General features: G+C 68.3%; 13 protein-coding genes. All 13 read right to left on the bottom strand.

The genetic code is table 11. From position 1 onward, the window contains the following. The 13 genes from nuoL to MCHUDSM44219_RS02155 all read right to left on the bottom strand — a co-directional run bounded on the left by nuoL (position 1) and on the right by MCHUDSM44219_RS02155 (position 12,796). Positions 1 to 1,911, bottom strand: a complete 1,911-nt coding sequence (gene nuoL, locus MCHUDSM44219_RS02215) for an NADH-quinone oxidoreductase subunit L (RefSeq protein ID WP_048416596.1) — start codon at positions 1,909 to 1,911, stop codon at positions 1 to 3. A gap of 6 nt (positions 1,912 to 1,917) precedes the next feature. Further along, complete coding sequence (gene nuoK / locus MCHUDSM44219_RS02210) at positions 1,918 to 2,217, bottom strand: NADH-quinone oxidoreductase subunit NuoK (protein ID WP_043406980.1); 300 nt, start codon at positions 2,215 to 2,217, stop codon at positions 1,918 to 1,920. Then, a complete protein-coding gene (locus MCHUDSM44219_RS02205; RefSeq protein ID WP_048416595.1) occupies positions 2,214 to 2,945 on the bottom strand; it encodes an NADH-quinone oxidoreductase subunit J in 732 nt (243 codons plus the stop codon). Before MCHUDSM44219_RS02205 ends, nuoK begins: the two co-directional genes overlap by 4 nt. Next, positions 2,938 to 3,468, bottom strand: coding sequence for an NADH-quinone oxidoreductase subunit NuoI (gene nuoI / locus MCHUDSM44219_RS02200; protein WP_048416641.1), 531 nt, complete (start codon positions 3,466 to 3,468; stop codon positions 2,938 to 2,940). Before nuoI ends, MCHUDSM44219_RS02205 begins: the two co-directional genes overlap by 8 nt. Further along, positions 3,461 to 4,687, bottom strand: coding sequence for an NADH-quinone oxidoreductase subunit NuoH (gene nuoH, locus MCHUDSM44219_RS02195; RefSeq protein WP_048416594.1), 1,227 nt, complete (start codon positions 4,685 to 4,687; stop codon positions 3,461 to 3,463). The genes nuoI and nuoH overlap by 8 nt, the downstream gene beginning before the upstream one ends. Then, positions 4,684 to 7,068 (bottom strand): NADH-quinone oxidoreductase subunit G, encoded by a 2,385-nt coding sequence (locus MCHUDSM44219_RS02190; protein WP_048416593.1) that lies wholly within the window; start codon positions 7,066 to 7,068, stop codon positions 4,684 to 4,686. The genes nuoH and MCHUDSM44219_RS02190 overlap by 4 nt, the downstream gene beginning before the upstream one ends. Beyond that, complete coding sequence (gene nuoF / locus MCHUDSM44219_RS02185; RefSeq protein WP_048416592.1) at positions 7,065 to 8,417, bottom strand: NADH-quinone oxidoreductase subunit NuoF; 1,353 nt, start codon at positions 8,415 to 8,417, stop codon at positions 7,065 to 7,067. The genes MCHUDSM44219_RS02190 and nuoF overlap by 4 nt, the downstream gene beginning before the upstream one ends. Continuing rightward, positions 8,414 to 9,289 carry an NADH-quinone oxidoreductase subunit NuoE gene (gene nuoE / locus MCHUDSM44219_RS02180; protein ID WP_048416591.1) on the bottom strand — a complete coding sequence of 292 codons (876 nt, stop codon included), beginning with the start codon at positions 9,287 to 9,289 and terminating at the stop codon, positions 8,414 to 8,416. The genes nuoF and nuoE overlap by 4 nt, the downstream gene beginning before the upstream one ends. Further along, positions 9,289 to 10,617, bottom strand: a complete 1,329-nt coding sequence (gene nuoD / locus MCHUDSM44219_RS02175) for an NADH dehydrogenase (quinone) subunit D (RefSeq protein WP_048416590.1) — start codon at positions 10,615 to 10,617, stop codon at positions 9,289 to 9,291. Before nuoD ends, nuoE begins: the two co-directional genes overlap by 1 nt. Continuing rightward, positions 10,617 to 11,297 carry an NADH-quinone oxidoreductase subunit C gene (locus tag MCHUDSM44219_RS02170; RefSeq protein WP_048416589.1) on the bottom strand — a complete coding sequence of 227 codons (681 nt, stop codon included), beginning with the start codon at positions 11,295 to 11,297 and terminating at the stop codon, positions 10,617 to 10,619. The genes nuoD and MCHUDSM44219_RS02170 overlap by 1 nt, the downstream gene beginning before the upstream one ends. After that, complete coding sequence (locus MCHUDSM44219_RS02165) at positions 11,294 to 11,848, bottom strand: NuoB/complex I 20 kDa subunit family protein (RefSeq protein ID WP_048416588.1); 555 nt, start codon at positions 11,846 to 11,848, stop codon at positions 11,294 to 11,296. Before MCHUDSM44219_RS02165 ends, MCHUDSM44219_RS02170 begins: the two co-directional genes overlap by 4 nt. Further along, positions 11,839 to 12,213 carry an NADH-quinone oxidoreductase subunit A gene (locus tag MCHUDSM44219_RS02160; protein ID WP_043407004.1) on the bottom strand — a complete coding sequence of 125 codons (375 nt, stop codon included), beginning with the start codon at positions 12,211 to 12,213 and terminating at the stop codon, positions 11,839 to 11,841. The genes MCHUDSM44219_RS02165 and MCHUDSM44219_RS02160 overlap by 10 nt, the downstream gene beginning before the upstream one ends. 166 nt (positions 12,214 to 12,379) lie before the next feature. Then, complete coding sequence (locus MCHUDSM44219_RS02155) at positions 12,380 to 12,796, bottom strand: Rv3143 family two-component system response regulator (protein ID WP_048416587.1); 417 nt, start codon at positions 12,794 to 12,796, stop codon at positions 12,380 to 12,382. Positions 12,797 to 12,883: the final 87 nt, after the last annotated feature.

Genomic DNA, 12,883 nt, shown 5'->3' with positions numbered 1-12,883 from the left:
TCACCACAGGTTCACCGCCAGGATCAGCGCGACGACGAACGTCGCACCGGCCAGCATGGACAGCGCGTAGGAACGCGCGAATCCGGTCTGCACCTGTCTGAGCCGCCCGGACAGGCGGCCGATCCCCGCGGCCAGGCCACTGGCCGCGCCGTCGACCGCCTCGTCGTCGAGTTCGGTGAGTCCCCTGGTCAATTGCGCCCCCGGCGCCATCAGCACCCTCTCGTTGAACGCATCGCCGTAGAGATCGCGCCGCGCGGCGACGGTCAGCGCCGATCCTGCCGGCGCCTCGGCGGGCACCGCGCGCGTCCCGTACATGCGGTAGGCGATCAGGATCCCGACCGCGACCACGGCCAGCACCACCACGGTCACCACCCAGACCGGCACGGCGTGGTGCGCCTCGTGGGCGCCGACCACCGGTTCGAGCCAGTGCTCCAGGGTGCCGCCGAGTGCCAACGCGCCACCGGCGGTCACCGAGCCCACCGCGAGCAGGATCATCGGCCACGTCATCACCGCGGGCGCCTCGTGTGGATGCGCCACGGGTCTTTCTCCCGTCGCTTCGCTCGCCCCGGCAGCCCAGCGCTTCTCCCCGAAGAACGTCATCAGCATCACCCGGGTCATGTAGAACGCGGTGATCCCGGCTCCGAGAATCGTTGCCGTGCCGAGGATGACGCCCTTGATGCCGCCTGCGCCGAGCGCGGCCTCGATGATGCCGTCCTTGGAGAAGAACCCGGCCAGCGGCGGGATTCCGATGATCGCGAGGTAGCCGAGGCCGAAGGTCACGAACGTCACCGGCAGGGCCTTGCGCAGCCCGCCGTAACGGCGCATGTTCACCTCGTCGTTCATCGCGTGCATCACCGACCCGGCGCCGAGGAACAGGCCGGCCTTGAAGAAGCCGTGGGTCAGCAGGTGCATGATCGCGAACGCGTAGCCGGCCGGTCCCAGACCCGCGGCCAGCACCATGTAGCCGATCTGACTCATCGTCGACGCTGCGAGCGCCTTCTTGATGTCGTCCTTGGCGCAGCCGACGATGGCGCCGAACAACAACGTGACCGCGCCGACGACCACCACCGCGGTCTGCGCGTGCGGGGCGAGGTCGAAGACCGGCGCCGAGCGCACGATCAGGTACACCCCGGCGGTGACCATGGTCGCGGCGTGGATGAGCGCCGACACCGGTGTGGGACCCTCCATCGCGTCGCCGAGCCAGGACTGCAGAGGGACCTGGGCCGACTTGCCGCACGCGGCGAGGAGCAGCAGCAGACCGATCGCGGTGAGTGTGCCCTCGCCCAGTTGCGGCGCGGCACCGAATACGCCGCTGAAGGACACCGCGCCGATGGCGGAGAACATCACCATCAGCGCGACGGCCAACCCGATGTCACCGACCCGGTTGACGACGAACGCCTTCTTGGCCGCGGTGGCGGCCGACGGCTTGTGCGACCAGAAGCCGATCAGCAGGTACGACGCGAGACCCACACCCTCCCAGCCCATGTAGAGACCGAGGTAGTTGTCGGCGAGCACCAGCAGCAGCATCGCGGCGAGGAACAGGTTCAGATACGCGAAGAATCGTCTGCGACCGACGTCCTCCTTCATGTAGCCGATCGAATAGATGTGGATCAGTGAGCCGACACCGGTGATCAGCAACGCGAAGCACATCGACAACTGGTCGAGCTGCAGGCCGAAGTCGACGCGCAACTCGCCGACGGGCACCCAGCTGAACAGGCTCTGGTGCATCGCGCGCTCTTCGGCGTCCCGGCCCAGCATGTCGGCGAAAAGCACTGCCGCGCAGATGAACGACGCCAGCGCCGCGGCGGTGCCCAGCAGGTGGCCCCAGGGGTCGGAGCGTCGGCCGGCCAGCAACAGCACCAGTGCGCCCGCCAGCGGCAGGGCGATGAGCAGCCACACGGGAAGCGTCATGGTGGCCTAGTGCCTCAGCAGGCTGGCGTCGTCGACGTTCGCCGAGCGCCGGGTCCGGAAGATGGTCATGATGATCGCCAGGCCGATCACGACCTCGCAGGCCGCGACGACCATCGTGAAGAACGCCACCACCTGTCCATCGAGTTGGCCGTGGATCCGGGAGAACGCGACGAACGCGAGGTTCCCGGCGTTGAGCATCAGCTCGACGCACATGAACATGACGATCGCGTTGCGCCGCAACAGTACTCCGGCCGCGCCGATGGTGAACAGCAGCGCCGAGAGGTAGAGGTAGTTGTCCGGGTTCATCGGCTCTCGCCGTTCCCGCCGTGGTCGGCACCGCGGTCGTCGGGCACCGGCCGCAGCTGCAGGATTGCGCTGACCGACAACTCGGAGCCGGTTCCGTCGGGCAGCCGGGCGGGCACGTCGACGGCGTTGTGGCGGGCGTACACCCCGGGATTGGGCAGCGTGGTCGGGTGACCACCGGGGGCGAACCGTTCGGCCGCGAGCTCGCGCTGGGTCTTGCGCCGCTCGAAGCGTTCCCGGTGCGCTAACACCATCGCGCCCAGCGCGGCCGTGATGAGCAGCGCACCGGTCAACTCGAAGGCCCACAGGTACTTCGTGAAGATCAACGCGGCGAGGCCTTCGACGTTGCCGTTGGCATTGGCCTGGGACAGCCCGGTGAAACCGGCCGCTGACACGGTGCCGATGCCGGCGATCAGCAGCACACCGAAACCGACGCCGATCACGATCGCCGCGACCCGCTGCCCGCGCAATGTCTCCACCAGCGACTCCGACGAGTCGACGCCGATGAGCATCAGCACGAACAGGAACAGCATCATGACCGCGCCGGTGTACACCACCACCTGGACCACGCCGAGAAACGGCGCGTCCTGGGCGATGTAGAGCACCGCGAGCGCGATCATCGTGACGGCCAGCGAGATCGCCGAGTAGACCGCCTTAGGTGCGGACACCACACCCAGCGCGCCCGCCACCGTGACGACGGCGAGCACCCAGAACAGCACTGTCTCACCCATGCGTGCTCCTCGCCGACGGCGGCGTGATGTTGCCGAGGTAGTAGTCGTCGTCCGTGCTGCCCGGCGCCATCGCGTGCGGCGGCGGCTCCATCCCGGGAGCCAGCGGGGCCAGCAGCTTGTCCTTACCGTAGATCAGGTCCGACCGGTTGTCGTCGGCCATCTCGTAGTCGTTGGTCATCGTCAACGCGCGGGTGGGGCAGGCTTCGATGCACAGGCCGCAGCCGATGCAGCGCAGATAGTTGATCTGGTACACGCGGCCGTAGCGTTCCCCGGGCGAGAACCGTTCGGTATCGGTGTTGTCGGCGCCCTCGACGTAGATCGCATCGGCGGGGCAGGCCCAGGCGCACAGCTCGCACCCGATGCACTTCTCCAGACCGTCGGGGTACCGATTGAGTTGGTGGCGGCCGTGGTACCGCTTGGCCACCGGCCCCGGCTTCTCCGGATACTCCTCGGTGACCGGCTTTTTGAACATCGACCCGAAGGTGACGCCGAAACCCGCCACCGCGTCGAAGAACTTAGACATCTGCACGCTCCTTCACCGGCATCGGCGGCACCGGGAAGGCGCCGGGACCCGCCGGACGGACGGGGGACGGGGGAGACGGCGACTTGGCGCGCCGCGACCGCCACAGATACGTGCCCAGAGCCGCGAACACCACGACCGCGAGCCCGATCGCCGCGGTCGACCATGTCTGGTAACCGTGGTTGCTCAGCGTGTGGGTGGTCGCGACGATCATGATCCAGCCCAGCGAGACCGGGATCAGAATCTTCCACCCCAGCGCCATGAACTGGTCGTAACGCAGGCGGGGCAGTGTCGCCCGCAGCCACATGAACACGAACAGGAACACCCACACCTTCGCGGTGAACCACAGCAGCGGCCACCACCCGGTATTCGCGCCTTCCCACAGGCTCAGCGGCCACGGAGCGTGCCAGCCGCCGAGGAACAGCGTGGTGGCCAGCGCGGACACGGTCGTCATGTTCACGTACTCGGCGAGCATGAACATCGCGAACTTCAGCGACGAGTATTCGGTGTGGAAACCGCCGACGAGCTCACCTTCGGCCTCGGGCAGATCGAACGGGGCCCGGTTGGTCTCGCCCACCATGGACGTCAGGTAGACCAGGAAGGACGGCAGCAGCAGGAACACGAACCACGTGTCCGTCTGTGCGGCAACGATGCCCGAGGTCGACATGGTGCCCGAGTAGATGAACACCGCGGCGAACGACAACGCCATCGCGATCTCGTAGGACACCACCTGCGCCGACGAGCGCAGCCCGCCCAGGAGCGGATACACCGAGCCCGACGCCCATCCCGCGAGCACGATGCCGTACACGCCGATCGAGGTGACTGCCAGGATGTAGAGCACCGCGACGGGGAGGTCGGTCAACTGCAGTGCGGTGCGGTGGCCGAAGATCGACACCTCACCACCGAGCGGGATTACCGCGAACGCCATGAACGCCGGGATGACCGAGATCACCGGCGCAGCGAGGTAGATCCACTTGTCCACCCCGGCGGGGATCAATCCCTCCTTGAGGGCGAGCTTGACGCCGTCGGCCAGCGACTGCAGCAGTCCGTGCGGACCGACCCGGTTGGGGCCGAACCGCATCTGCATGCGGCCCAGGATCTTTCGCTCGAGCAGGATGGCGGTGAGCACCGTCAACAGCAGGAACACGAAGATGCCCAGCGATTTGGCGAGGATCAACCACCATGGATCGTGCCCGAACAGCGTCGGGTCGGGATAGGTCACGGCTGCTCCCGTCCGATCGATACGACAGCTCCGGACGTCGCGCCCAGCGTCGAATGAACCGTGCTGCCGGGTGAATTCATCGGCAGCCAGACCACGCGGTCGGCCATGTCGGTGACGGCCAACGGCAGGGTGATCGTGCCGCGTTCGGTGCTCACGGTGACCGGGTCACCGGCGGCGGCGTCGATCTCGGCGGCCGTGGCGGCGGACAGCCGCACCACGGGGCGGTGGGCCGTGCCCGCGAGATGCGGTTCGCCGTCCTGCAGTCGGCCGTTGTCCAGCAGGAGGCGCCACGTTGCGAGCACCGCCTGACCCCGCTCCGGTGCGGGCGATGGTGGCGCGGCCTGTCCGGCGGCGTCGCGGGCTCCTGCCCACAGTCCGATCCGGGCGCGTTCGTCGGCCGCGGCCGAGGCGCTCGGCAGGCCGAGGTCGATCCCGATCTCGTCGGCCAGGTAGGTCAACACCCGCTGGTCGGGAATCGCGTTGGTGCGCAACGACGCCTCGAACGGCCGGATCCGGCCCTCCCAGTTGACGAACGAGCCGGCCTTCTCCACGACCGGGGCGACCGGGAAGACCACGTCGGCACGCTCGGTCACCGCACTGTGGCGCAGCTCCAGGCTGACCACGAACGGTGCGGCGTCGAGCGCCGCGACGGCGGCCGCCGGGTCGACCAGGTCGTCGACGTCGACCCCGCCGACCAACAGGGCGTCCAGCCCGCCGGCCGTGGCGGCCGCGAGAATCGCGGCGGTGTCGCGTCCCGGCGCGGCCGGCAGCCCGTCGACGTTCCACGCGGCAGCCATCTGCGCCCGTGCAGTGTCGTCGCCGACGGGGCGTCCACCGGGCAGCAGGTTCGGCAGCGCCCCCGCTTCGAGGGCTCCGCGCTCACCGGCCCGGCGGGGCACCCACGCCAACCGTGCCCCGGTCGAGGCCGCGAGCCGCGCCGCGGCCGTCAGCGCACCCGGCGTGGCTGCGAGCCGTTCCCCGACCAGGATGAGTGCGCCGGGCATCGACAGCAGCTCGTTGCCGGCCAGGCCGTCCAGCGCCGCGGGTTCGGCGCCCGGGGCGGTGAGGAACACCTCGCCGGACAGCTTGCGCAGACCGCGCGACGCCAGCGGTGCCACCGACAACACGCGGACACCGTGCCGCCGCACCGCCTTGCGCAGCCGCAGGAAGACGATCGGCGACTCCTCCTCGGGCTCGAACCCAGCCAGCAGCACGGCCGGGGCCTTCTCGAGATCGGTGTAGGTGACCGTCATCGGCCGGCCGGCGACGTGCGCGGCGAGGAACTCCGCCTCCTCGACACTGTGCTGCCGGATGCGGAAGTCGATGTCGTTGCTGCCCAGCACGATTCGGGCGAACTTCGCATAGGTGTAGGCGTCTTCGGCGGTGCACCGGCCGCCGACCAGCACACCCGCTCTGCCGGCGGATGCCGCCAGCCTGCCTGCCGCCACGCCGAGTGCTTCCGACCACGACGCCGGACGCAGCGCACCGTCCTCACGGATCAGCGGTGTGGTCAGTCGATCACCGGTCCCGGTGTAGGTGAAGGCCCAGCGGCCCTTGTCGCAGTTCCACTCCTCGTTGACCTCGGGGTCGTCGCCGGCCAGCCGGCGCAGCACCTTTCCGCGACGGTGATCGGTGCGCTGCGCGCACCCCGAAGCGCAGTGCTCGCAGACACTGGGGCTGGACACCAGGTCGAACGGCCGGGCGCGGAACCGGTAGGCGGTGCCCGTCAGCGCCCCGACCGGACAGATCTGCACGGTGTTGCCGGAGAAGTACGACTGGAACGGCTCCCCGGTGGCGATGCCCACCTGCTGGCTCGCCCCGCGTTCGAGCAGGTCGATGAAACGATCCCCGGCGATCTGGTCGGAGAAGCGTGTGCACCGCGCGCACAGCACGCACCGTTCGCGGTCCAGCAGCACCTGCGAGGAGATCGCGATCGGTTTGGGGAAGGTGCGCTTGACGTCGTCGAAACGGGTCTCGGTGCGGCCGTTCGACATCGCCTGGTTCTGCAGTGGGCACTCGCCGCCCTTGTCGCAGATCGGGCAGTCCAGCGGATGATTGATGAGCAGCAGTTCCATCACCCCGTGCTGCGCCTTGTCGGCGGCCTCGGAGGTGAACTGCGTGCGCACCACCATGTCGGGGGACACGGTGGTGGTGCAGGACGCCAACGGTTTCCGCTGCCCCTCGACCTCGACCAGGCACTGACGGCAGGCGCCGACGGGGTCGAGCAGCGGATGGTCGCAGAAGCGGGGGATCTGTACCCCCATCAGCTCGGCGGCGCGGATCACCAGGGTGCCCTTCGGGACGCTCACCTCGGTGCCGTCGATCGTCAGCGTGACCATCTCGACCGGCGGTGCGTCGTGGCTGTGCTCGGCCAGCGTCATGCGCCCACTCCTTCCGGTGCCGCCAGCATCGACGCGTACGGGTCGATGGGACACCCGGCGGGATCCAGATGCGCCTCGTACTCGTCGCGAAAGTGCTTCAGCGAGGACAGGATCGGGCTGGCGGCGCCGTCACCCAACGCGCAGAACGATTTACCGAAGATGTTGTCGGAGATGTCGAGCAGTTTGTCGAGATCCTCCTCGGTGCCCCGGCCGGTCTCGAGGCGCTCGTAGATCTGCGCCAGCCAGTACGTGCCCTCCCGGCACGGGGTGCACTTCCCGCAGGATTCGTGCGCGTAGAACTGCGTCCAGCGGCGCACCGCGCGCACCACGCATGTGGTGTCGTCGAAGATCTGCAAGGCCTTGGTGCCCAGCATCGACCCCACGCCCGCCATGCCCTCGTAATCGAGGGGCACGTCGAGATGTTCGGCGGTCAGCAGGGGAGTCGAGGACCCGCCGGGGGTCCAGAACTTCAGCTCGTGCCCGGCGCGCACACCGCCTGCGTAGGAGAGCAGTTCGCGCAGCGTGATTCCCAGCGGCGCCTCGTACTGGCCCGGAGTGGTCACGTGCCCTGACAGCGAATACAGCGTGAACCCGGGCGACTTCTCCGTGCCCATCGACCGGAACCAGTCCACGCCGTTGCGCAGGATGGGCGGCACGCTGGCGATCGACTCGACGTTGTTGACGACGGTCGGGCAGGCGTACAGGCCCGCGACCGCCGGGAACGGCGGCCGTAGTCGGGGCTGGCCGCGGCGGCCCTCCAGGGAGTCCAGCAGCGCGGTCTCCTCGCCGCAGATGTAGGCCCCGGCACCGGCGTGCACCACGAGTTCCAGATCGAAGCCCGAACCGCCGATGTCGGTGCCCAGATGGCCGGCCGCGTACGCCTCGGCGACGGCGGTCTGCAACCGGCGCAGCACCGGCAGCACCTCACCGCGCAGGTAGATGAACGCGTGGTGGGCACGGATCGCGTAGGCCGCGATGATCGCGCCCTCGACCAGGAAGTGCGGTGTGGTCAGCATCAGCGGCATGTCTTTGCACGTGCCGGGTTCGGACTCGTCGGCGTTGATCACCAGGTAGTGCGGTTTGGCCGCGGGACCTTCGTCACCCTGTGCCTTCTGGTCGCTCCGCGGGCTCCGCTCCTGCGGGATGAACGACCACTTGGTCCCCGTCGGGAAGCCGGCGCCGCCGCGACCCCGCAGCCCGGAATCCTTGACCGTGGTGATGACGTCATCGGGGCTCATCGACAGGGCGCGCTCCAGCGCCTGATAGCCGCCGTGTCGGCGATAGGTCTCGAGTGTCCACGGTTGGGGCTCGTCCCAGAAGCTGCTGAGCACGGGGGTCAAAGGGGTCATGGCGTGTCCGTCGCGGTCGGATCGGTCTCCGCGGTGTGCCCGCGGGCGGGAACATCGGCCGACGGTGCGGGTGCCGCCTCGTCCTTGACGGCCTCGGCCGCTTCGGCCTGCTCGTCTCGTGGGGCGTCGGCGGTGCTGTCGCTGGGGGGTCCGTCGGTGTCCGGGGCGCTCATGCCGCGTTCCCGGGCGATGCGCAGCCCGGCCAGCGTCGCCGCGCCCACCGCGCCCGCGTCGTCGGTGCTGCCCGAATGGGCAAGCCCGGCAAGCATTCTCGCGGTCTCACGGAAGGTACAGAGCGTCCCGCTGCGCGACGGTGTCGGCCTTTCGCCCTCGCGCAGCGCATCGACGAGGTCGCGCGCCGACGACGGCGTCTGGTTGTCGAAGAACTCCCAGTTCACCATCACGACGGGTGCGTAGTCGCACGCCGCGTTGCATTCGACATGCTCCAACGTGATTCGGCCGTCCGGAGTGCTCTGCCCGGCCCCGATCCCGAGATGGTCCTCCAAGGTCTCCAGGATCGCGTCGCCGCCCATCACCGCGCACAGCGTGTTGGTGCAGACGCCGACCAGGTAATCGCCGGTCGGGGTGCGGCGGTACATCGAGTAGAAGGTCGCCACCGCGGTCACCTCGGCAGCGGTCAGGCCCAATTGCTCAGCACAGAAGGCGATCCCGGCCGGAGTGAGGTAGCCGTCCTCGGCCTGCACCAGATGCAGCAGCGGCAGCAGGGCCGACCGCGAGTCGGGGTACCGGTCGATGATGACGGCGGCGTCGTCGCGCAGTCGCGCCGTGACGTCGGCGGGATAGCCGGCCGGGCCGTGGATCGGCGGACCGGGTTCGTCGGGCCGCTGCCCGAGTTCGAGAAAGATACTCACTACCTGTCCACCCCGCCCATCACCGGATCGATCGACGCCACCGCCGCGATCGCGTCAGCCACCATGCCCCCCTCGCACATCGCCGCGACCGCTTGCAGATTCGTGAACGACGGGTCCCGGTAGTGCACCCGGTACGGCCGCGTCCCGCCGTCGGAGACCATGTGCACCCCGAGCTCCCCGCGGGGCGACTCCACTGCCGTGTACACCTGCCCCGCGGGCACCCGGATTCCCTCGGTGACGATCTTGAAGTGGTGGATCAGGCCCTCCATCGAGCGGCCCATGATCTTGGCGATGTGTTCGGGTGAATTGCCCAGACCGTCGGGGCCGACCTCGAGATCGGCCGGCCACGCCAGCTTCTTGTCCTCGATCATCACCGGCTGATCGGCGAGCCGTTCCAGACGTTCCACGCACTGCTCGACGATCTTCAGGGACTCCCGCATCTCCTTGACCCGGATCAGGTAGCGGCCGTAGGAATCACAGCGGTCGTCGGTGATGACGTCGAAATCGTAGGTCTCGTAGCCGCAGTACGGCTGCGCCTTGCGCAGGTCGTGCGGAAGGCCGGTGGCGCGCAGCACGGGTCCGGTGATGCCGAGCGCCATGCATCCCGTGAGATCGAGGTAGCCGATCCCCAGCGTGCGCGCCTTCCAGATGTAGTTCTCGTTGAGCAGGTTCTCCAGATCGCGCAGCCGCTCGGGCAGCAGGTTCAGCAGGTCGTGCAGCTGCGGCATGGCCTCGGGCGGGAGGTCGACGGCCACACCTCCGGGCCGGACGTAGGCGTGGTTCATCCGCAGGCCGGTGATGGTCTCGAACACCGACAGGATCAGTTCGCGTTCGCGGAAACCCAGGAACATCGCGGTCATCGCGCCGAGTTCCATTCCGCCGGTGGCCAGAGCGACAAGGTGGCTGGAGATCCGGTTGAGCTCCATCATCATCACGCGGATCACCGACGCGCGCTCGGGGATGGCGTCGGTGACGTCGAGCAGCTTTTCTACGCCGAGGCAGTACACCGTCTCGTTGAAAAACGTTGCCAGATAGTCCATCCGGGTGACAAAGGTGACACCCTGTGTCCACGTCCGGAATTCGAGATTCTTCTCGATCCCGGTGTGCAGATAGCCGATACCGCAACGGGCCTCGACGATCGTCTCGCCCTCGATCTCGAGGATCAGGCGCAGCACCCCGTGGGTCGACGGATGCTGGGGTCCCATGTTCACGACGATGCGCTCGCCGGCATGCTCGGCCGCGTTCTGCCGCGCTGCCATGACCACCTGGTCCCAATCCTGGCCGCCGACGACGACCACCCGCTCGGGTGGGCCTTGGGAAATCGTCATCAGTTGTAAGCCCTCCGCTCGTCGGGCGGGGGTATCTGCGCGCCGTGATATTCGACGGGCACCCCGCCCAGCGGGTAGTCCTTGCGTTGCGGATGGCCGACCCAGTCGTCGGGCATCTCGATGCGGGTCAGCGACGGATGGCCGTCGAAGACGATGCCGAAGAAATCGAACGTCTCCCGCTCGTGCCAGTCGGTGGTGGGATAGACCGAGAACAGCGACGGAATGTGCGGATCGGCATCGGGCGCGGCCACTTCCACGCGCAGGCGCCGGTTGTGGGTGATGGACATCAGCGGGTAGACGGCGTGCAGTTCGCGGCCGCTGTCCTCGGGGTAGTGCACGCCGTTGACGCCCAGGCACAGCTCGAAGCGCAGTGCGGCGTCGTCGCGCAGCGCCCGGGCCACCGTGAGCAGCCGGGCCCGGTGCACCTCGAGCGTCAGTTCGCCGCGGAACACGACGACGCGCTCGATGGACTCCGCGACCACGTCGTCGCCGAGTGCGGCCGTCAACGCGTCGACCACGCCGTCGAAATAGCCGCCGTAGGGCCGCGGCGTGCTCCCGGGCAGCGCCACCGGCCGGATGAGGCGCCCGTACCCCGAGGTGTCTCCGCTGCCCTTGGCGCCGAACATGCCGCGCCGCACGCCGATGACCTCGGGGCCACCGCCGTTGCCGTCGGTGCTCACCTCAACAGCCCTTTGAGCTCGATCGTCGGCGGAATCGCCAGCGCCGCCTGCTCGGCCTCCCTCACCGCCTCCTCGCGATTGACCCCGAGTGGCATCTGCTGAATCTTGTCGTGCAGCTTGAGGATCGCGTGCAACAGCATCTCGGGCCGGGGCGGGCAGCCGGGGAGGTAGATGTCCACCGGCACGACGTGATCGACGCCCTGCACCACGGCGTAGTTGTTGAACATCCCGCCCGACGACGCGCACACCCCCATGGCCAGCACCCATTTGGGCTCGGCCATCTGGTCGTAGATCTGCCGCAGCACCGGCGCCATCTTCTGGCTGACCCGGCCCGCGACGATCATCAGATCGGCTTGGCGCGGCGTCGCGGAGAACCGTTCCATGCCGAACCGCGAGATGTCGAACCGCGGTCCGGCGGTGGCCATCATCTCGATCGCGCAGCACGCCAGACCGAAAGTCGCCGGCCACAGCGACCCCTTGCGCACGTAGCCGGCCACCTTCTCGACGGTGGACAGCAGGATGCCGCCCGGAAGGCGTTCCTCTAGTCCCATTGCAGGCCTCCTCTGCGCCACACGTAGGCGTAGGCGACGAAGACGATGATCATGAACAGCAACATCTCGACCAGTGCGAACAGACCGAGACTGTCGAAAGCGACCGCCCACGGGTAAAGGAACACGATCTCGATGTCGAAGACGATGAACAGCATCGCGGTCAGGTAGTACCGAATCGGGAAGCGCTGGCCGGTGGCCGCCGCCGCGGGGTCGGAGGCGTCCATCGGTTCGATACCGCACTCGTAGGCCTCGAGCTTGGCGCGGTTGTAGCGGCGGGGTCCGATCAACACCGCGATGCCCACCGAACCGACGGCGAACACCGCAGCAATCGCACCAAGAACCAGGATCGGCGTGTACAGGCTCATGCTGCGCGGGCGCTCCTCGGGGGCTGTCGATGTGAGCTATCACACAGCCTAGCCCTGTTCGGGATGCAAGCCACACATTTTGATTAGTATCGCTAGTGGCGTCCCCTCGGGATCCCCCCTTGCCTCCAAAAGGCAAGGCCAGCAGGGTTTTTCGCGTGTCGGCGGCTCAGGCCGCGGCGCGCAGGAGCGACACGACGGCGTCGCCGAGCCGGATGGGGTCGATCGGGTGGGGGACCGCCGCCTCCGCGCGGGACCAGTTGGCCAGCCACGCGTCGTCGGGCCGCCCCGTCAGCACCAGCACCGGTGGGCAGTGCTCGATCTCGTCCTTGAGTTGTTTGGCGATCCCCATCCCCCCGACCGGGGTGGCCTCGCCGTCGAGGATCACCAGGTCGAACCCGCCCTCGTCCATCTGTTTGATCACCATCGGGCCGGTGGCGACGTCCAGGTAGCTCAGTTCGGGGAGCTCGGGGTGCACCCGCTTGCCCAGGGCCAGCCGAACCTGCTCACGAGTCCTCGGATTGCTGCTGTAGACCAGGACCCGCAGCACACGTTGCGCCTCGGGTGTCGACGACGGCACCACCATGGGTTTCTCCTATGTCAAGCCGCTGCTGTTTGGCAAGCGGGGTGACGGTTGTTGTGATCGGTGTGTAGGTGTCCGAATACGACGCGG

This window comes from Mycolicibacterium chubuense (genome assembly GCF_001044255.1).
Taxonomy (GTDB): Bacteria; Actinomycetota; Actinomycetes; order Mycobacteriales; family Mycobacteriaceae; genus Mycobacterium; species Mycobacterium chubuense.
Note: the sequence above shows the minus strand (reverse complement) of the source record. Positions and strands in the feature narration are given on the sequence as shown.